We start from the raw sequence: 18,704 nt of genomic DNA, 5'->3' as shown, positions 1-18,704 counted from the left end.
CTCCCACAAGGTGAGGGGAAGGCGCTCACCCCTTCACCGGCAACCAGATCTCCAACCCGCCATTGCCGGTGCGCGCGTCGAATTCGGGTCCATAGCGCTCGAATTCCGGCGCGTCGGCGATTTCGTGGCCGGATGGCGGCAGCCAGCTGTTCCAGATCGTGTTGATGGTCCGGCGGATGGCCGAGATGTGCTCGCGATGCGAGAACACCGCGTATTTCCGCGCCGGCACACGCACGCGATAGAAATCCTTCGGCAGATCGGAGAAATCCGTCACCTCGACCCCGACGACATAGTCGAAATTGCCGGCATCGTCGCCATTCGTGCACACGCCGTAGAAGACGCCAGGCACTTCGCCTGGAACGTTGCCGATATAGGGTGCGAAGCGCTGCCATTGCATTGGAATGCCGGCGCTGGTCTCGCAGCTGTAGCGCTCGCCGAGACCGGCGATGAGGAAGGGGCGGCTGGTCTCGAAGCGCGGCGGCTCGAGAGTGGTGAGAAGCGAACTGTCCATCAGAATGGGCTCCACGAGGTCGAGGTTTTGGGTCGAGCCTTGCGCGCGCACCAATTCCGGCGTGGTGCCGAACGCCTCGCGAAAGGCCCGCGTGAAAGCCTCATGCGAGCCGTAGCCGGCATCGAGCGCGACCGAAAGAATATCGGGCGCGCCGCCGGCCAGCTTGCGCGCCGCTTCGCTCAAGCGGCGCGCTCGCATATAACCCATGACCGATCGTCCCGTGGCGGCGCCGAAGGCGCGCGTCACATGGAAGCGCGACACGCCGCTGCTTGCCGCTATTTCGTCGAGGCTGATCGCGTCCGGCAGATGGCTTTCGACAAACCACAGCGCTTTCTCGGTCGGGTTCATGTTTCCTCGCATCTGGCGGGGCGACACTAGTCCCCGCACCGGCGGCCAGTTTGATCGAAATTGCGCTTCGAGCGAAGTCGAATGACGTTGACAAGCCAAGGCAGCGTATTCTATTTGGTAATGTTATTACATATCAAAACGAAGCAAGCGACTTGCGGCACCGACACGAGGATCCCGCCATGTCTTTCGCGCCATGGGCGGACAGAAGCCGTTGCGACTCGCACGCGGACAACCTACGATGGCTGCGTCATGGTCCCCGAGCCGCAAGGCGAGGGGTGAAAAGGGAACACGGTGAGATCCGGTCTGGATTGAACCCGTGGCTGCCCCCGCAACTGTGAGCGGCGAGTTCCATCCGAAACGCCACTGGCCGGCAAGGCTGGGAAGGCGGATGGCGCAACGACCCGCGAGCCAGGAGACCTGCCATCGACATGAGTTGACCGGACGGGGTGTGCCGGGAGGAGACGCGGGCGCCGGTCTTGTCGGCCGGCTCGTCCAGCATCCTTCCGTCGCCATTTTGGAAAGTGACGGAAATGTTGGACGCCTCGAGAACAATTCCAGGAAAAGTGTGTAGCGGTTTTCCGTCTGGAATTGCGTCAAAACAAAGAGATAGAGCGGTTCGCCGTTTCCGTGAAACGGTGAAACGCTCGAGCCATCGCATCATCGTCTGTTCTCTGTGTCGCGATACCGTGACCGGGCTGAGGTCCGGCGAGGGTTTGTGCGCCGACCTGCGTTCCAGGCTTTCCTTGCAACCGGCGCCTTCTTTTGCCGTCGAGACCATCGACTGCATGGCGGGTTGCGCGCGGCCGCTCACCGTGGCCTTCAAGGCGCAAGGCAAAGCCACCTATCTCTTCGGTTCCATCGACAGGGGCACCGACGCCGGCGCGCTGGTGGAATTTGCCAGGCTCTATGCCTCGCTGCCCGACGGCTGGTGCAATTCCGGCCAGCGCCCGGCAAGGCTCGCCGGCAAGATACTGGCGCGCATCCCCGCCGCGGGTAAGGCCAGGGAGCAAGTCCGGTGAGCGCGCCCCTGCTTGAAGCCCGCGATCTGGGCGCCACGGCAAACGGCCGGACGCTGGTCGAGGATGTCAGCCTGTCGCTGGCGGCGGGTGAGCGCCTCGCCATCATCGGCCCGAACGGCGCCGGCAAGACGACTCTGCTGCGCATGTTGTGCGGGGCGTTGTCGCCGAGCCACGGCGAGGTTCGCCTGGCCGGGCGCCGGCTGGATAGGATCACCGCCGCCGAGCGGGCGCTCAGCATCGCCGTCGTCGGCCAGACGGACCAGCCGGATCCACGGCTGGCGCTCATCGACTATGTCGAGCTTGGCCGCGTCCCGCATGCCGGCCTGAGGCGCCGGCACGACGACCGCGACATCGTCGTCGAAGCACTGCGCCGGACCGGGCTCTTGCCACTGCTCGCGCGCAGCATCGGCTCGCTCTCCGGCGGCGAGCGCCAGCGCGCGCAGCTCGCCCGTGCCATCGCGCAAGAGCCGAAGATCCTGTTCCTCGACGAGCCGACCAACCACCTTGATCCGCGCGCCCGCGCAGAACTGCTCGAACTGGTGGCCGAATTCAGCATGACCGTGGTCGCCGTGCTGCACGATCTCGCCTTGGTGGCGCCCTTCGCCACCAACGTCGCGGTGATGAGCAACGCCCGGCTGCACGCGCTGGCGCCGCCCCGCGAGGCGCTGGCGCAGCCGCATATCCGCGAGGTTTTCGGCATCGACGTGCTGCGCCTGCGGCACCCGACCGAGGACCGCGAGCTCACCGTCTTCGAACTGCCCACGCGCGCTTCCTCGTCATCCTGAGCCTGCCCAACCCAAACAAGGAGCACCACCCCGTGAAACGCCTCGCTTTGTCGTTTGCCTTCTCGCTTCTCGCCTCGGCCGCCTTCGCCTTCCCGGTCACCGTCGACAGCTGCGGCAAGCCGCTCACCTTCGATGCACCGCCAGAACGCGCCGTCATCCAGGACCTCAACATGGCCGAGATGGCCTTCGCGCTGAAGCTGCAGCCGTCGATCGTCGGGCTTACCGGCATCACCGGCTGGTACAAGGTCGGCCCCGAGTTCAAGGCGGAGCAGGGCTCCATCCCGGAGCTGGCGCCAAAATATCCGACGCTGGAAAACCTCGTTGCCGTGCAGCCGGATTTCTTCTTCGCCGGCTGGTACTACGGCATGAAACCGGGCGGCGAGGTCACGCCCGACACGCTCGCCCCGCACGGCATCAAGACGCTGGTGCTGACCGAAAGCTGCGTCCATCTCGACAAGAACCGGCCCGCCGCCTCGATGGACTTGCTCTATGGCGACGTCGAGAAGCTCGGCAAGATCTTCGGCAAGGAGACGGAGGCCGAAAAGCTGGTCGCCGGCTGGAAGGCCGAGCTTGCCGATATCACCGCCAAGGTCGGCGACCGCAAGGGCACGCGCGTGTTCCTCTACGATTCCGGCGAGGACAAGCCCTTCACCGCCGGCAAGTTCGCCATTCCCAACGCCATGATCGCAGCCGCCGGCGGCGAAAACATCATGGCCGACATGGAGACGAGCTGGGGCAACACCGACTGGGAGACGGTCGCCTCGCGCAATCCGCAGTTCCTTATCCTGCTCGATTACCAGGATGGCGGCGGCTACAGGAAGCTGCTCGATTTCCTTAAAGTCCATCCGGCCATGAAGGAGACCGACGCTGTCAGGAACGAGCGCTTCGTCGCTCTGCGCTACGCCGAGCTGACGCCCGGACCCGCCAATATCGAGGCGATCGGCAAGATCGCCAGGGCCATGCATCCGGAAGCGTTTTAGGTCTGGGGTTCTGAAGGGGTGGGGATGGCTTCATTGACGGATCGTGTGCCTGTGAATCGACCGCTTTGGAGATTGGCCAAAACACTCGCGACTTCGTCATCCACGGGCGGAGCAAGGAGCGAAGCGAGGCGGCGCAGACCCAAGGATCCATTCCGTGACGCCGAGGCGTTGCCGCTGCTCAGAATTCCGCACCGTGGCACTTCTCGTGCCAGGTCACGGCATCTACGCGACGGAGCTTCGCGCCTGCTTCGCCCCGGAATGATGGGTGGACGGCCCCTTGCGGCATCGACGAAGTCGCGGATGCCTCGGCTAATCCCGAACGCCGGTATCGCGGCGGCAGGTCCCACGCCGTGAATCTGCGCCGCCGATCGTTCGCTTTGGCCATGATGCTTGGCGCGACGCTGCTGGTCGCGCTCGGGCTGCTTTCGATCGCCTATGGCTCGACGCTGATACCTCTGCGCCAGGTCGTTGGCGCACTGGCGCATGCGGCCGGACTGGGCAGCCAGAGCCCATCCGGCCCGGTCGGCAGCATCGTCGTCGACCTGAGGCTGCCGCGCACGTTGCTGGCGATCGCCGTCGGCGCCGGCCTTGGCGTGGTCGGCGCGCTGCTACAGACGGTCACTCGCAACGACCTCGCCGATCCGTTCCTGTTTGGCCTCTCCTCGGGCGCGGCGGCGGGCGCGGTCTCCGTCATCACCGTATTCGGCGACACGTTCGGCGTCTGGACGCTGCCGCTTGCCGCCTTCACCGGCGGCGTGCTGGCGGCGGCGATTGTGCTTCTGCTGGTGTCGCGGGTGAAGGGGCAGGGGCCCGAGCGGCTGATCCTGGCCGGCCTCGCCGTCTCATTTCTATTCACTGCCTTGACCAACTATCTCGTGTTCGCCGGCGACCAGCGCGCCGCCCACTCGGTGTTGTTCTGGACCATGGGCGGGCTCGGTCTTGCCCGCTGGGACAATATCGGCCTGGCGGCGCTTGGCGCTGGCATCATCCTCGCCTATGGCCTGTGGAACCACCGCCGCTTCGATGCTTTCCTCGCCGGCGAAAGCGCCGCCGAGAGCCTTGGCGTGTCGGTGGCGAGGATGCGCCGCGCGACATTCCTCGTCGCCGCCCTGGCGACCGCCATTCTCGTTGCCGTGGCCGGCGTCATCGGCTTCGTCGGCCTGATGATCCCGCATCTCAGCCGGCCGCTCTCCGGCCCCTTGCATCGCAATCTGGTCATCGCCTGCGCGCTGTTCGGCGCCATCCTGCTGTTGGCGAGCGATCTGCTGGCCCGCACGCTTTTGCCACCGCAGGAACTGCCGATCGGCATCATCACCAGCTCGCTCGGCGCGTTCTTCGTCGTCATCTTGCTGATGCGTAACCGGCTCTGACCGGTTATTAAACCGTCCAGAAATGGTGCACGATGTGGAATAAGATCGGCGCAGCGAAGACCAAGCTGTCGGTGCGGTCGAGCATGCCGCCATGACCTTCGATCAGGTGGCCCCAATCCTTGACGCCCTGGTCGCGCTTGATCGCCGAGGCGACGAGTCCGCCGAGAAATCCCATCGTGCAGGCGACGAAGGCATCGGAGCTATCTTCACCGGACGCTAACCATCGACGCATCGGATCCCTGATATCTCGATTTGCCGGCTTCTTGCACAAAGCATCCACTTGAATAGTAAGCACGCTTATTATATGTATCGCTCATGGTTTCAGATGGTATCGACAGATTGGGGTTTTTGATCCACGACGTGCAGCGCCTGATGCGCAAGCGTTTCGAGGTGCGTGCCAGTGGGTTGGGCCTTTCCTCGGCGCAATGGCGGCTGATGGTGCGCGTTGCCAAGGAAGAAGGCATCACCCAGGCGCGGCTGGCCGAGCTGCTCGAAATCGAGCCGATCAGCGTCTCGCGCCTCGTCGACCGCATGGAGGAGGGCGGCTGGATCGAGCGCCGCCAGGACGCCACCGACCGGCGCGTGCGCATGATCTTCCCGACCGACAAGGCGAGCGCCGCTTACGCCGATGTCAAAAGCCTTGCCGGCGAGGTCTATGAGGAGTCGTTGACCGGTGTTTCGCCCGAAGAGCGGCGCATCCTGATCCGGGTGTTGGACACCATCGTGCGGAACCTGACGGACGGCGAGGCATCGTCCCTCGAAAAGATAAAGAGCAGGGAAGGGGCAGCGGCATGAGCGCGGTAGCCAAGCGGGAAGACGACAACGTCACGAAGCTGAGTGCGCCGGCGCAGCCGGTCGCTGAGGCGCCCGCACAGCCGGCGGCCACTCCTGTCGCGGTGGCGCCTGCGCCGCAGCCGGCCCCGGTCGCGCCGACGAAGAAGCGCCGCCCCGGTCGCTTCCTGTTGATGGTCGCGCTGCCGCTGGCCCTGCTCGCCGGCGGCGCGTATGTCTGGGTGACGGGTGGGCGCTATCAGGAAACCGAGAACGCCAATCTGCAGCAGGCCAGGATTTCGGTCGCCTCCGACACGGCCGGTCGTATCGTCCAGGTCGGCATTGCCGACAACCAGATGGTCAAGCAGGGCGACCTTCTCTTCGTCATCGATCCCGAGCCTTACAGGATCGCGCTGGCCCAGGCCGATGCGGCGGTCGCCGCCGCGCGCCTCAACGTCGAGCAGCTGCGCGCCGCCTACAGCCAGGCGACGGCGCAGGAAAAATCCGCCTCCAGCGAAGTCGACTATGCGCAGTCGCAATATGGCCGCGCCGCCGATCTCGCGCAGAAGGGCATTAACGCCAAGTCCTCGCTCGACCAGGCCCGCAACGACCTCGACAAGGCCAAGCAGCAGCTGGCCGTCGCGGAGCAGGGCATCGTCAGCGCCAAGGCGGCGCTCGGCGGCAATCCGGACATCGAGACCGACAAGCATCCGACCGTGATGGCGGCCTTGGCCACGCGCGACAAGGCCGCCTACGATCTGGCGCAGACGACGGTGAAGGCGCCGGCCGACGGCGTCATCTACCAGGCCGCGTCCTTCAAGGTCGGCCAGTATGTCTCCGTCGGCACGCCGCTGTTCGCGCTGGTCGAGACCGGCGACACCTGGATCGACGCCAATTTCAAGGAAACCCAGCTCACCAACATGAAGCCGGGCCAGAAGGCCGAGATCGTCGTCGACACCTATCCGGGCCGCACCTTCGAGGCGATCGTCACGGCGATCGGCGCCGGCACCGGCGCGGAGTTTTCGCTGCTGCCCGCGCAAAACGCCACCGGCAACTGGGTCAAGGTCACGCAGCGCATTCCCGTGCGGCTGGAACTGACCGATCCCGATGCCAAGATGGCGCTGCGCACCGGCATGAGCGCCACCGTCACCGTCGACACCGGCGTGGCGCGCGGCCTGCCGTCGATCTTCGGCCACGCCGCGGCAGGGGAGCACGCGCAGTAACGACAGCGAGGCCCGTCGCGACGCGGCGGGCATTGAGGGGATTGGTCTGATGGGAGGAGTGACAAGGATCAGCGAGGCAAGCCGCATCGCGGCTGGTCCGAAAGCCGAGGCCTCGTCGCGGACCCGTCGGTCCTCAGGTTTCCGGGCGGCAGCAATCCGCTCTGCCAGAGACTTTCAGTCGATGTAACCCCCACATCGATAGTCGCGTCCCACCGCGATGAAGGTCTCTCAACGGAAGGCTTTGCCGCCCGGAAACCTAGAGCCGGATGATTTCAGGTCTGTTCGACCTGAAATCTGAATCCGCCTCTAAATCAAAGAGATAGAGCATGATGTCGTCCGAAAACCGCTTCACACTTTTCGGCATCATGCTCTAGTCTACACGTTTTTGTTACCTGCTGGAAGTTCAGCACCATGAGCACGCCCGAAGCCTTCAAGGAAGTGCCGCATCGCGGACTGATCACGGTCGCGCTGATGCTGGCGACGATCATGCAGGCGCTCGACACCACGATCGCCAATGTCGCGCTGCCGACCATGACCGGCGACCTCGGCGCGTCGCCCGACAACATCAACTGGGTGCTGACCTCCTATATCGTGGCCGCGGCGATCATGACGCCGGTTACCGGCTGGCTTGCCGACCGGCTTGGCCGCAAGGAGCTGTTCCTCGCCTCCGTTGTCGGCTTCACCATCTTCTCCATGCTCTGCGGCCTTGCCTGGAGTCTCGAGACGATGGTGCTCTTCCGGCTGCTGCAGGGCGTGTTCGGCGCGGCCATCGTGCCGCTGTCGCAGACCTTCCTGCTCGATATCAACCCGAAGGAGCGCCATGGCCAGGCGATGGCGATCTGGGGCGCCGGCATCATGCTTGGGCCGATCCTGGGGCCGACGCTCGGCGGCTGGCTGACGGAAAACTTCAACTGGCGCTGGGTGTTCTTCATCAACCTGCCGGTCGGCATCCTCGCCTTCCTCGGCATGGCCGCCTATCTGCCCGTCGTCGCCAAGCGCATGCGCGGCTTCGACTTCTTCGGCTTCGCCATGCTGTCGATCGGCGTCGGCGCACTGCAGCTTCTGCTCGACCGCGGCGGCGAGGTCGACTGGTTCAACTCGGCCGAGATCTGGATCGAGCTCGCTCTGTCGCTCACCGGCTTCTGGGTGTTCATTATCCACACGGTGACGTCAGAGCATCCCTTCATCGATCCAAAAATCTTCCTCGACCGCAATTTCGTGACCGGGCTGGGCTTCATCTTCATCATGGGCGTGCTGATCCTGGCTTCGATGTCGCTGTTGCCGCCGATGCTTGCCAATATCTTCGGCTACCCGACCGTGACCATCGGCGTCGTGCTGGGTCCGCGCGGCATCGGCACGATGATTTCGATGCTGGTCGTCGGCCGCATCATGCACAGGATCGATGCCAGGATCCTCGTCGCCATCGGCTTCCTGCTCACCGCGCAGTCGCTCTATACGATGGCGAGCTTCACGCCGCAGATGGACAATTGGCTGATCATCTCTTCGGGTGTCGTCCAGGGTCTCGGCATGGGCATGGTGTTCGTGCCGCTGTCGACGGTCGCCTTCGCCACGCTCGACGCGCGCTACCGCACCGACGCCACCTCGCTGTTCAGCCTGGTGCGCAATCTGGGCTCGTCCATCGGCGTATCGGTGGTCGCGGCGCTGATGGTGCGCAACACCCAGATCAACCACACCGAGCTTTCGGCCTTCATCAACCCGTACAACCCGAACCTGTGGGCCGCGTCTCCGGCGGCGGCCGCCGGCGATCCCGCAGCGCTTTCGCAGGTCGACCGTGCCGTGAATGTCCAGGCGATGATGATCTCCTACATCAACGACTTCAAAATCCTGATGGTGATGACGCTGGTCGCGATTCCATTCGTCATCCTGCTGCGCAAGCCGAAAGCGGCGCCGGCGGGTGGGGCGCCCGCAGCCCATATGGACTAGGACCGCCACGCCGGCTGGTCCTAGATCACAGCCGGCACAGACTGCACCGTTCGGGCATTGAGCGGTTGGATGAGCGCGATGCAAAACCCGTCATTTCCCGTATTCGATCTCGGACGATTTGAGGCCGCGAGCGCCACGCAGAAAAAGGCGCTCGGCCGCGAGGTCGACCACATCTGTCGCGGCACCGGCTTCCTGGCGGTCACGAACCACGGCGTTCCGCAGGCTGTGATCGACGCCGCATGGTCGAAGGCGAAGGCCTTCTTCGACCTGCCACCTGAGGAAAAGCAGCGCTCGAAGGCGCCGTACAAGGGTTATCCGTATGGATATCTCGGCCCCGAGCTCGAGGCATTGGCGAAATCCCGCAACGTCGACACACCGCCAGACTTGAAGGAGAGCTTCAACGGCGGGCCTCTCAGCGTCCCTCCGGGCATCGAGGACCCGGAGGCGCTGGCCTTCTGCTATGCCGAGACGATCTGGCCGGCCGAGCCCGCCGGCTTCGTCGAAGCCTGGAAAGCCTATTACGCGGCTCTGGAAGATCTGGCGCTGCGCATCATGCGGGTCTTCGCCACCGCGCTCGGCCTGCCGGAAACCTATTTCGATCCCTTCCTCGATGCGCCGATCAGCGCGCTGAGGGCGCTGAACTATCCCGAGCAGCATGTCGCGCCGAAGCCCGGCCAAATCCGCGCCGGCGCTCATACCGACTATGGCAGCCTCACCATCCTGCTGCCGCAGCCAGGGTCGCGCGGACTTCAGATCGTCACGCCGGACGGCGAATGGGCGGAGGTGCCGCCGATCCCCGGCGCCTTCGTCATCAACATCGGCGACCTGATGGCGCGCTGGACCAACGACCGCTGGGTGTCGACCGTGCATCGCGTCGTCAACCCGCCGGCGCAGCAGGGCGGCAAGGATCGCCGGCAGTCCATGGCCTTCTTCCACCAGCCGAACTGGAACGCCGAGATCACGGTTCTGGGCGCATGCCTGGCCGAGGGCGAGGCGCCGAAATACGGGCCGGTGCGCTCCGGTCCCTACCTGATGGGCAAGTTCAAGGCGACGACGAAGTGAAGTAATGCATGCCGCCCAAAAGTGCGTAGCGGTTTTGGGATAACGATATGCGCCAAACAAGAAGGCCGGCGGTTAGCGGCCCAGCACCAACGCCCAATAGCGCAGCGCCGGATCTCGGCCGTCGCGCACGTAAGCCAGCCCGAAACGGCTGAAGTCCGGATCGAGCATGTTGCGACGGTGGCCGGTCGAGTGCATCCAGATGTCGAACAATTTTTGCTGATCGAAGCGGCCTTCGGCGATGTTTTCGGCCGCGGCACCCCGCACGCCATTGTCCTTCATGCGCGAGGCGAAATCCTTGCCCCAGCCGGTGGTGTGGCTCATGCGCTCGCGCGAGGCCATGTAACCGGCCTGCTGCAGCGCCGCCTGCTCGAGCTGCGTGTCAGGGGTCAGCGCCGGCAGCCCGGCCGAGGCGCGAAGACCGGCCAGTGTCGCCGTGGCGGACGAAGAGACGCCGGCGCCTTCGCCTGTCGGCACCGTGACGGTGCTGCAGGCGGCGATGCCGGCAAGCGCAGCCAGGCCGGCGGCTGCGAGCAACGTGCGGCGGTTGAGATCGGGGAAGGCTGTGATCGAGGTGTTCATCCGGCCTCTGATAAGGGCGATCGTGGCTTTTGCCGGGCAGCCGATGAAAATCGCGTGAAGCGGCGACTTTTCCCGGAAGATCGACTATGATGCGGTCGTTCTTGAAGTGGCAGCCACGGGCGGCCACCGCAGGCGGTGACCGACCCGCGTTGATCTGGCGCATGATTGCTTTGGCGAGAACCTTCCGGTTTTCGAGGGCTCATGCACTGACAAACGGAGGACGGTTATGGCCGGTTTTCATGTCATGGCGGACGCGTACGGGATGCATGCGCAGCCCACGGTGCGCCATATCTCCACCTCGGACCTCTGGGATGCGCTGAAGCTCGGCGCCGAGGATTTCTGGGCCAAGCCCTCGCATTATGTGTTCCTGTGCCTGGTCTATCCGATCGTCGGCTTGATCCTGACGCAATGGACCTCGGGCTCGAACGCCATCCAACTCGTCTATCCGTTGATGTCGGGTTTCGCGCTGATCGGCCCGTTCGCGGCCATCGGCCTTTATGAGATCAGCCGCCGGCGCGAGCTCGGCATGAACACCCATTGGCGGCACGCGCTCGATGTCCGCCATTCGCCGGCGCTGCCGTCGATCGCGGTCATCGGCGTCCTGCTCTTCGCGCTGTTCCTTTTGTGGCTGTTCACCGCGCAGTCGCTCTACACCAGCCTGTTCGGCGCCGAGCCGCCCGCCTCAGTCGGCGCCTTTGTGCGCGACGTGCTGACGACCGGCAAGGGCTGGACGCTGATCCTCGTCGGCAACGCCGTCGGTTTCGTTTTCGCCGTTGTCGTTTTGGCCACCACCGTCATTGCCTTTCCGCTGCTGCTTGACCGCGACGTCGGCGCCGTCTCGGCGATCGAAACCTCGGCCCGCGCGGTGATGGCAAATCCGCTGACGATGGCGCTCTGGGGCCTGACGGTCGCCGTGTTGCTGGTGGTCGGCTCGATCCCGCTGTTTGCCGGGCTTGCCGTCGTCATGCCGATCCTCGGCCACGCGACCTGGCATCTCTACCGCAAGGTGGTCGAGCCGGAGCAGATCCGGCCTGTGCGGCGGCCGATGTAAGTTCAGGCTGTGTTGAGATTCAGGTCAGGCCGGCCTCACCTGAATATCAATGCTACCCTATCTTTGCGCTTCGGTCGCCATCCTCAAGGCCAGCGCCGTCAGCACCGTGCCCATCATCCAGCGCTGCACGACCAGCCAGAACGGCCGACCGGCGAGGAAGGTGGCGATCGAGCCGGCCGTCACCGCGATGATGGCGTTGACGGTGAGGCTGATCGAAATCTGCGTCACGCCGAGCACCAGAAGCTGCGACAGGACATGGCCCTTGGCCGGATTGATGAACTGCGGCAGCAACGACAGATAGAGCACGGCTACTTTCGGATTGAGCAGGTTGGTCATCAGCCCCATGACGAAAAGCTTGCGCGGCCTGTCTCTCGGCAACTCGCGGACCTGGAAGGGCGAGCGCCCGCCGGGCTTCAGCGCCTGCCAGGCGAGCCACAAGAGATAGAGCGCGCCGGCGAAGCGAAGCGCGTCGTAAGCGTAAGGCACGGCGAAGATGAGCGCGGTGATGCCGAAGGCCGCCGACACCACGTAGAACAGGAAGCCCAGCGCCACGCCGCCGAGCGAGATCAGCCCGGCTTTTGGCCCTTGCGACAGCGAGCGCGAGATCAGGTAGATCATGTTCGGCCCCGGCGTGAGCACCATGCCGAGGCAGATCAGCGCGAAAGTGAGGTGATTGGCGGCGTCGGGCATCGCAGTCTCCGGAAAGTGCCCGAGATGTGCGCCGCTTCGCGGGAACTCGCAAGGGGTTGGCGGCTGGTACCGTTGCGCCAGCGCGCCTTATCCGACCACGCGCAGGTTCGACAATTCGTTGGCGATTTCCTTGAAATTGTCGGAGAGCGTTGCGCCGGTGGCGTTCCAGAACAGCTTGGCCGGTTTGCTGGGGTCGGCCGGATCCTTGCGGAAGCGGGAATCGGAAGAGCAGGCCTTCAGCGCGGCCATCGCCTTCTGGTCGGTTGAACTGGTCGACGACATGTCTAGCGCCACCGTCATCACCATGATCTTGGCCGCCTTGGCGTTGTCGCACAGCTTCGCCATCTGCTCGTTCATCGCCGCGGTGTAGTTGCTCGACGAGTAGTTGAACTGGCCGATGGCGCTCGACGTGCCGCCGAACAGGCGGGTGACCGAGGTGCCGTTATAGCCGACGCCGGTATAGCCGTAGGCGGCATAGGTCGACTTGTTGCCGGCCGGGTCGGAATTGACCGTCGAATAGGTGTTCTCGCCGTCGGTGAGAACGATGACGACCTTATCGTTGCCGCGCTCGGATTCCGGACGGCCTTCGGTAAAGGGTTCGGCGCTCGATACGGTGCGCCAGCCCCAGGCCGTGCCTTCGGGCACATTGGTGTTGCCGTTGGGTTGCATCAGGTCGATCGCCGCCTTGATGGCCGCAAGCCCGTCCGCATTGGTGACGTCGGTGAGCGGCGTGATCGGCGTGGTGGTGCAGCTGTAGTTCGGGCCGGCGCCCTTCGACAGCACCGGGGTATTGATCGGCCGGGGCATGAAATACTTGGCCATGTTCGACTGCCTGGCCTTGCCGGTGGTGCTCGACGGGTCGTCGTTCCACCAGCTGTTGGCCGCGCCATAGGTTACCGGCCTCGGCTCATCCGGGTCCTGCGTCACGTACCAGTGATTGCCGGGTTCGTCCGGAGCGAACATCGGCACGAACATCGTCGCGGGATCTCCGACGCCAATGCCGGTGTTGTTAGGGCCGCCGGATGCCGATGTGTCGTCGACATTGTAAGGATAAGGCCGGACCTCGACGCAGCCCTGCCAACTGGCGAACGGCCCGTAAGTGTCGACATAGTCATATTCGTCGTGGCTGTGCTTGCACGTGTGGTTGTCGCGATATTCGTCGCAGACGACGCGCTTGCTGCCAGCGATACGTTCGTGGCTGGTGACGACCTTCATGTCCCGATAGAGCTCGAAGCGGGTCAATATCTGGCCTTCCTCCGTGCCCCAGCCGGTACCCTTTTTATACCACATCCCGTTGGTTTTCTGGGCGTACTTGTCCGGCGCATTCAGCGTCGACCAGTCGAAATTCTCATTGGCGACCGGCGACAGCCCGTAGGTGTCCATCCACGCGGCGTTGTCGTTGTTCGGCCCGACATTGACGGACGCCGCGAAGGGCACGAGACTGAACTGGACCGGCTTGTCGATCTGCTTGATCTGCGATGCCTGCTGCGCCAGCGTGTCGACAAGCTGCTTGGCGGCCTGCTTGAGCAGGTCGATGCGCTTCTGTCCCGTGCCTGTGCCGGGCGTTGTCATGGAGCCCGAATTGTCGAGCACCATCGCCACTTCCAGCGTGTTCTTCAACCGCACCTGGGAGTCCATGTCGAGGTTGATCGACTTGTTCGCATCGACCGTGGATGCGCCGACGAGCAGCGAGGAGGACGGATAAAAATAAGGGTGGTAGTTCAGCGTCGCGCTCATGGTGAGCAGGCCGCCGCCGGCCTGGCTGGTGGGCAGCGTGATATTGAGCGAGATGTTGGCGGGATCGATGTTGTTCAGGTTGGCGTTGAAGAAGTCGACCGCGTAGGCTCTGATCTGATCGTCCGTGGCGCCTTCGGCAAGCCGCCGCGCCGCAGCGAAATTGGCGGCGTCGAGCGCGTTCAACACCATCTGCTTCTGGCGGTTGAGCTCACTGAAGTCGACCGCCATCGCCACCGCCCCCATCAGCGGCACCATGGCGATTGCCGTCATGAGCGCATAGTTTCCGCGCCGGTCGCGGCAGAAGTGACGCCAGAATTCAAGCATTTCAGGTGAGCGGCCCCCGCGCCGACGGATTTTCTGTCGGGCCACACTTCCACAAAACGCTGAAGGACCGGTTTGGTAAACCACTCGATTGCTTAACGGCGACTTCACTTACCGCTAACCAAACCGGTTGCCATGGTATGGCCCCACGAAGAAAAACGCCCGCCTCGCGGCGGGCGTCGTCGATCGTCTGCCGTGCCGTTTAGCTGACGATACGCAGGTTCGACAGCTCGTTGCCGATGGCCTTGAAATCGTCCGACAGCGTAGCGCCGGTCGAGTTCCAGAACAGCTTCGCCGGCTTGGTCGGGTCGGTCGGATCCTTCCTGAAACGCGAGTCCGACGAGCAGGTCTTCAGGGCTGCCATCTGTGCCGCCTCGGCCGTGTTGCTGGAATCGAGGTCGAGCGCGATGGTCATGACGATGATATTGGCCGCCTTGGCGTTGTCGCACAGCGTGGCGAAATGCTCGCTCATCGCCTTGGTGTAGTTGGCGTTCGAATAATCGGTCTTGCTGACATTGGTGCTGGTGCCGAGGAATGGTCGGCCATAGGTGTAGGTGCTCCCGAACGGCTTGGTCTGGCTGCCATATGCAAGATAGCCTAGGGAGGAATAGATGGCCTTGTTGCCGGCAAGGTCGTTGCCGCCGCTGTTGTAGTTCGAGCCTGAATAGCTCTGCGCGATCACCGATGTCGGCGTGTAATAGGTATTAGCGCCGTCGGTGAGCACGATTAGCACCTTGTCGTTGCCTTTTTCCGTCTCCGCTCGGCCTTCGGTGAAGGGCGCGGTGCTGGAAAGCGTGCGCCAGCCCCAGGCCATGCCTTCCGGGACGTTGGTAGCGCCGACATCGACCATGGCGTCGATCGCGTTCTTGACCGTGGTGGCGCCGGTCGAGGTCGAAACATCGGTCAGCGGCGTGATCGCGGTCGTGCTGCAACTGGTGTTGGGGCCGGCATTGGTGCCATAGGCAGGGGTGACCTTGGTGCCGTAGTTGAAATATTTCGGCATGTATTTCTGGCGCGTCGGGTTGTCGGTGCTCGGCGTGACGTCGAGGTGCCAGTTGTTGTTTGCCGGCCGGGAGTTGCTGTCGGTATTGTCGGTTTCGTCAGGCGCGAACATCGGCACGAACAGTGTCGCCGGCGTCGAGGTCGAGGCGGCCGTATCCTGGATGTTATAAGGATAGGGACGGGACTCGACGCAGCCGCCCCAAGTCGCTATCGGGGCGTAGGTTATGTTGGACGTGCAAACGTTGTTCCAGTCTTTGGTGCACGCCGAAATCCGCTGCATCCATTTGTAAAGCGAGAAACGCGTCAGCGCCCTGTCTTTCTGGGAGACGTCCCAATCGGTGCCGCGCGCATACCAGATGCTGCCGACCTTCTCGACGTATCTCTGTGGCCAGGGCGAATTCGCCTGGGTCATCGTCGTCCAGTCGAAATTTTCGTGCTGGATGGGCGAGATGCCGTCCTGGTCCATCCAGATCGCACCGGCGTTCGCCGAACCGATATTGACCGAGGCAGCGAACGGAACCAGGCTGAACTGAACCGGCTTGGAAACCTGCTTCATCAGCTGCGCCTGGCCGGCCAGCTGATCGACCAGCTGCTTGGCGGCACTCTTCAGGAGGTCGAACCGCACCTGGCTCGAGCCGTGGCCGAGCTCGGTCATCGAGCCCGAATTGTCGAGCACCAGCGACACCTCCAACGTGTTCTTGAGGCGGATTTCGGACCTGGCCGAGAAGTTGAGGTCCGTCTGGCCCAGGGTTCCGCCAAGCAACGCGACCGCGGCCGGCAGGAAATAGGGCTTGTATTTCAGGGCGGCCTCGAGCACCAGCGTGCCGCCGCCCGCATTGTTGTTCGGCAGGGTAACCGTCAGTGTCGTGTTCGCCGGAAGGACGTGCCTGAGATTGGCCTCGAAGAAGGTCTTGGCATAGGCCTTGGCGTCGCTATCGCTGGCGCCGCCGACGATCTGCTGTGCCGTCGCGATACCGGCGGCGTCCAGCGCGTTCAGCGTCTCCTGCCGTTCCCGCACCAGTTCGGCATAGTCGATGGCAACGGCGACGCCGCCCATCAGCGGTATCATCGTGATGGCCGTCATCAAGGCGTAGTTTCCTCGCCTGTCGTGAAAAAAATCGCGGATCATTGTGCTTACCCTCGCCAAGGATCCATGTTGGAGTACGACCATGGTCGCAGTTGGTATGGTACTATGGTCATAAATCGTTAAATTTCAGCTTTCGCGAAACTATCAAGAACGCGGCCCTCTTTGACTGCGCGTTAACCCTGTGCAACCGGCGGTCCGCCCATGGCGGATATCCGGTGCCCGTCCGCGCTTGACGGAAGGGCAGGTCGGGAAAGCTGGTGACAGGATGAGGCGCTTCGGCTATGCGGGACCGACCGCGGCGGCCTTCAGCGCGACGCGGTTCATGATCGAAATCAGGGACACGGCATGGCGGATTCGCCTGACATCATCGCTTCGCTCGACGATCTGGCGGGGCGCTACGCCGCCATCCTGTGCGACGTATGGGGCGTCGTGCACAACGGCGAATGGCATTTTCCGGCTGCTGCCGCCGCGCTTGCAAGGGCGCGCGCGGCCGATGTGCCAGTCGTGCTCATCACCAATTCGCCGCGTCGCAGCGCCGACGTCGTCGCCCAGATGAAGGTGATCGGCGTCCCTGACGATGCCTGCGACCGGGTCGTCACGTCCGGCGACGTGACCCGCGACCTGATCGCCGATGGGCCAAGGAAGATCTTTCATATCGGCCCCGAGCGCGATTTCACGCTCTATGACGGGCTCGATGTCGATCTGGTCGAGGAATTCGAGGCCTCGGGCATTGTCTGCACGGGCCTCTATGACGACGAGGTCGAGAAGCCCGCCGACTATGCCGAACTGCTGCGGCGGCTGCGTGCCCGCAATCTGCCGTTCATTTGCGCCAATCCGGATATCCTGGTGGAGCGCGGCGAGCGAACCATCTGGTGCGCCGGCGCGCTCGCGCGGGATTACGCGCAATTGGGCGGGCGCACGCTGATTGCCGGCAAGCCCTTCGCGCCGATCTACGATGTCGCCATGAAGGAGGTCGCCGGCCTTCTCGGCCGCGCCGTCGAGCGCAGCGAGGTTCTCGCCATCGGCGACGGCATGATGACCGATGTCAAGGGCGCGGCCGACAACGGCTTCGACGTGCTCTATGTCTCCGGCGGCATCCACGCTCGCGACTATGGCGATCCGCTCCGCCCCGACCCCGCAAGGCTGGCTGGCTTCCTTGAAAAGCACGGCTACCGGCCGGTCGCCGTCATTCCGCGTCTGCAATAGGTTGGTGGTCTGGCCATGGCGGACGCCTCGACATGAAGCAAGCTTTCGAACGTCTTTCCGCGGTCGCGCCGCTGCCCGCGCATCTGCGCGGCGGCGTCGTGGCGATCGGTAATTTCGACGGTGTCCACCGCGGCCACCAGTCCGTCCTGGAGCGCGCGCTGACCGAAGCCCGCCGCAACGGCGTGCCCGCTCTGGTGCTCACCTTCGAGCCGCATCCGCGCAAGGTGTTCCGGCCACAGGTGCCGCTCTTCGTGCTGACGCCGCCGCCGATGAAGGCACGGCTGCTTGCCGGGCTTGGCTTTGCCGCTTTGGTCGAGCAGCCGTTCACGCGCGATTTCGCCTCGCTGTCGCCCGAGGCTTTCGTGACCGACGTGCTGGAGAAGAACCTCGGCATCCGCCACGCCATCACCGGTTTCGACTTTCATTTCGGCAAGGACCGCCAGGGTGGCCCGGCCTTTCTGATGGCTGCCGGAGAACGGCATGGCTTCGGCGTGACGCTGGTTGACGCCTTCCGCGATGAAGGCGCTGAGGTGGTTTCGTCGAGCCGCATCCGGGGACTGCTCGCCGAGGGTAAGGTGGAGGAGGCCGCCGGCCTGCTCGGCTACCGTTTCACCGTCGAAGCCAAGGTGATCGGCGGCCAGCAGCTTGGCCGCACCCTCGGCTTCCCGACCGCCAATATGCGGCTTTCGCCGGAAGCGGCCTTGAAGGAAGGGATTTATGCCGTCCGCTTCCGTCGCGCCGACGGCACGCTCCATGATGGCGTCGCCAGCTTCGGCCGGCGTCCGACCGTCGACGACAATGGCGCGCCGCTGCTCGAAACCTACGTCTTCGATTTTTCCGGCGATCTCTACGGAGAGACCTGCGAGGTGTCGTTCTTCGGCTTCCTGCGGCCGGAGCTCAAATTCGACGGCCTCGATGCGCTGGTGGCGCAGATGAAAAAGGACGAGGCCGAGGCGAGGGCGCTGCTGGCGGGCGTGCGCCCGCTCTCGCAACTGGACGCCGAGATCGCGTTCTAGTC

The 18,704-nt window shown here is 64.1% G+C and carries 16 protein-coding genes, 1 pseudogene and 1 riboswitch; of the genes and pseudogenes, 11 read left to right on the top strand and 6 right to left on the bottom strand.

What is annotated here, in order from left to right; genetic code table 11:
* Window positions 1-25 precede the first annotated feature (25 nt).
* Window positions 26-859, bottom strand: coding sequence for an AraC family transcriptional regulator (locus tag FJW10_RS19540; protein ID WP_140901283.1), 834 nt, complete (start codon window positions 857-859; stop codon window positions 26-28).
* A 233-nt stretch (window positions 860-1,092) separates the two neighbouring features.
* Window positions 1,093-1,299, top strand: a riboswitch (cobalamin riboswitch).
* Window positions 1,300-1,494: 195 nt separating this feature from the next.
* Between FJW10_RS19540 and FJW10_RS19535 the strand changes: the two genes are divergently transcribed.
* The 4 genes from FJW10_RS19535 (at window position 1,495) to FJW10_RS19520 (ending at window position 5,013) form a co-directional block, all read left to right on the top strand.
* A complete protein-coding gene (locus FJW10_RS19535; protein ID WP_210242125.1) occupies window positions 1,495-1,878 on the top strand; it encodes a DUF1636 family protein in 384 nt (127 codons plus the stop codon).
* Window positions 1,875-2,663 carry an ABC transporter ATP-binding protein gene (locus tag FJW10_RS19530; RefSeq protein WP_140711071.1) on the top strand — a complete coding sequence of 263 codons (789 nt, stop codon included), beginning with the start codon at window positions 1,875-1,877 and terminating at the stop codon, window positions 2,661-2,663. Before FJW10_RS19535 ends, FJW10_RS19530 begins: the two co-directional genes overlap by 4 nt.
* A 32-nt stretch (window positions 2,664-2,695) precedes the next feature.
* The gene (locus FJW10_RS19525) at window positions 2,696-3,643 is read left to right on the top strand and encodes an ABC transporter substrate-binding protein (RefSeq protein ID WP_140901282.1); all 948 of its coding nucleotides are present in this window, start codon (window positions 2,696-2,698) and stop codon (window positions 3,641-3,643) included.
* 383 nt (window positions 3,644-4,026) lie between these two features.
* Window positions 4,027-5,013 carry an iron ABC transporter permease gene (locus FJW10_RS19520; RefSeq protein ID WP_140901381.1) on the top strand — a complete coding sequence of 329 codons (987 nt, stop codon included), beginning with the start codon at window positions 4,027-4,029 and terminating at the stop codon, window positions 5,011-5,013.
* A gap of 7 nt (window positions 5,014-5,020) precedes the next feature.
* Here FJW10_RS19520 and FJW10_RS19515 read toward each other — a convergent pair.
* Window positions 5,021-5,197, bottom strand: a pseudogene (locus tag FJW10_RS19515) (phosphatidate cytidylyltransferase); the annotation flags it as partial.
* Window positions 5,198-5,328: 131 nt separating this feature from the next.
* On the opposite strand from FJW10_RS19515, the gene FJW10_RS19510 reads away from it, so the two are divergent.
* The 4 genes from FJW10_RS19510 (at window position 5,329) to FJW10_RS19495 (ending at window position 10,013) form a co-directional block, all read left to right on the top strand.
* A complete protein-coding gene (locus FJW10_RS19510; RefSeq protein ID WP_140835826.1) occupies window positions 5,329-5,808 on the top strand; it encodes a MarR family transcriptional regulator in 480 nt (159 codons plus the stop codon).
* A complete protein-coding gene (locus tag FJW10_RS19505) occupies window positions 5,805-7,007 on the top strand; it encodes an HlyD family secretion protein (RefSeq protein ID WP_140901281.1) in 1,203 nt (400 codons plus the stop codon). The genes FJW10_RS19510 and FJW10_RS19505 overlap by 4 nt, the downstream gene beginning before the upstream one ends.
* Window positions 7,008-7,418: 411 nt before the next feature.
* On the top strand, window positions 7,419-8,951 hold the full coding sequence (locus FJW10_RS19500) for a DHA2 family efflux MFS transporter permease subunit (protein ID WP_140901280.1): 1,533 nt from the start codon (window positions 7,419-7,421) through the stop codon (window positions 8,949-8,951).
* A gap of 69 nt (window positions 8,952-9,020) precedes the next feature.
* Complete coding sequence (locus tag FJW10_RS19495) at window positions 9,021-10,013, top strand: 2-oxoglutarate and iron-dependent oxygenase domain-containing protein (protein ID WP_246674318.1); 993 nt, start codon at window positions 9,021-9,023, stop codon at window positions 10,011-10,013.
* Between the two features lie 72 nt (window positions 10,014-10,085).
* Here FJW10_RS19495 and FJW10_RS19490 read toward each other — a convergent pair whose 3' ends face one another.
* A complete protein-coding gene (locus tag FJW10_RS19490) occupies window positions 10,086-10,592 on the bottom strand; it encodes a CAP domain-containing protein (protein ID WP_140901279.1) in 507 nt (168 codons plus the stop codon).
* Window positions 10,593-10,818: 226 nt separating this feature from the next.
* Here FJW10_RS19490 and FJW10_RS19485 point away from each other — a divergent pair, with 226 nt between their 5' ends.
* A complete protein-coding gene (locus tag FJW10_RS19485) occupies window positions 10,819-11,643 on the top strand; it encodes a DUF2189 domain-containing protein (RefSeq protein ID WP_140901278.1) in 825 nt (274 codons plus the stop codon).
* A gap of 57 nt (window positions 11,644-11,700) precedes the next feature.
* Here the strand turns inward: FJW10_RS19485 and FJW10_RS19480 are convergent, their stop codons facing one another.
* From FJW10_RS19480 to FJW10_RS19470, 3 genes are all read right to left on the bottom strand, one after another.
* Complete coding sequence (locus FJW10_RS19480) at window positions 11,701-12,333, bottom strand: LysE family translocator (RefSeq protein WP_112097902.1); 633 nt, start codon at window positions 12,331-12,333, stop codon at window positions 11,701-11,703.
* Between the two features lie 87 nt (window positions 12,334-12,420).
* Window positions 12,421-14,394 (bottom strand): pilus assembly protein, encoded by a 1,974-nt coding sequence (locus tag FJW10_RS19475; RefSeq protein ID WP_181177596.1) that lies wholly within the window; start codon window positions 14,392-14,394, stop codon window positions 12,421-12,423.
* A gap of 199 nt (window positions 14,395-14,593) precedes the next feature.
* A complete protein-coding gene (locus tag FJW10_RS19470; RefSeq protein ID WP_140901276.1) occupies window positions 14,594-16,522 on the bottom strand; it encodes a pilus assembly protein in 1,929 nt (642 codons plus the stop codon).
* Window positions 16,523-16,825: 303 nt separating this feature from the next.
* On the opposite strand from FJW10_RS19470, the gene FJW10_RS19465 reads away from it, so the two are divergent.
* Entirely contained in the window at window positions 16,826-17,686 is an 861-nt protein-coding gene (locus FJW10_RS19465; protein WP_140901275.1) for a TIGR01459 family HAD-type hydrolase, read from the top strand.
* A gap of 32 nt (window positions 17,687-17,718) precedes the next feature.
* Complete coding sequence (locus FJW10_RS19460; protein WP_140901274.1) at window positions 17,719-18,702, top strand: bifunctional riboflavin kinase/FAD synthetase; 984 nt, start codon at window positions 17,719-17,721, stop codon at window positions 18,700-18,702.
* The last annotated feature ends 2 nt before the right edge of the window (window positions 18,703-18,704 follow it).

It is taken from the genome of Mesorhizobium sp. B4-1-1, from assembly GCF_006439375.1.
Lineage (GTDB): Bacteria > Pseudomonadota > Alphaproteobacteria > Rhizobiales > Rhizobiaceae > Mesorhizobium.
The sequence above is the reverse complement of the archived record's forward strand: the minus strand, read 5'-3'. Positions and strand labels throughout refer to the sequence as shown.

Coding starts and splice junctions, on each gene's coding strand:
- FJW10_RS19470 (WP_140901276.1), bottom strand. CDS start 16,522: ATGATCCGCGATTTTTTTCACGACAGGCGAGGAAACTACGCCTTGATG.
- FJW10_RS19460 (WP_140901274.1), top strand. CDS start 17,719: ATGAAGCAAGCTTTCGAACGTCTTTCCGCGGTCGCGCCGCTGCCCGCG.
- FJW10_RS19465 (WP_140901275.1), top strand. CDS start 16,826: ATGGCGGATTCGCCTGACATCATCGCTTCGCTCGACGATCTGGCGGGG.
- FJW10_RS19475 (WP_181177596.1), bottom strand. CDS start 14,394: ATGCTTGAATTCTGGCGTCACTTCTGCCGCGACCGGCGCGGAAACTAT.
- FJW10_RS19485 (WP_140901278.1), top strand. CDS start 10,819: ATGGCCGGTTTTCATGTCATGGCGGACGCGTACGGGATGCATGCGCAG.
- FJW10_RS19495 (WP_246674318.1), top strand. CDS start 9,021: ATGAGCGCGATGCAAAACCCGTCATTTCCCGTATTCGATCTCGGACGA.
- FJW10_RS19540 (WP_140901283.1), bottom strand. CDS start 859: ATGAACCCGACCGAGAAAGCGCTGTGGTTTGTCGAAAGCCATCTGCCG.
- FJW10_RS19500 (WP_140901280.1), top strand. CDS start 7,419: ATGAGCACGCCCGAAGCCTTCAAGGAAGTGCCGCATCGCGGACTGATC.
- FJW10_RS19480 (WP_112097902.1), bottom strand. CDS start 12,333: ATGCCCGACGCCGCCAATCACCTCACTTTCGCGCTGATCTGCCTCGGC.
- FJW10_RS19490 (WP_140901279.1), bottom strand. CDS start 10,592: ATGAACACCTCGATCACAGCCTTCCCCGATCTCAACCGCCGCACGTTG.
- FJW10_RS19510 (WP_140835826.1), top strand. CDS start 5,329: ATGGTTTCAGATGGTATCGACAGATTGGGGTTTTTGATCCACGACGTG.
- FJW10_RS19520 (WP_140901381.1), top strand. CDS start 4,027: ATGATGCTTGGCGCGACGCTGCTGGTCGCGCTCGGGCTGCTTTCGATC.
- FJW10_RS19505 (WP_140901281.1), top strand. CDS start 5,805: ATGAGCGCGGTAGCCAAGCGGGAAGACGACAACGTCACGAAGCTGAGT.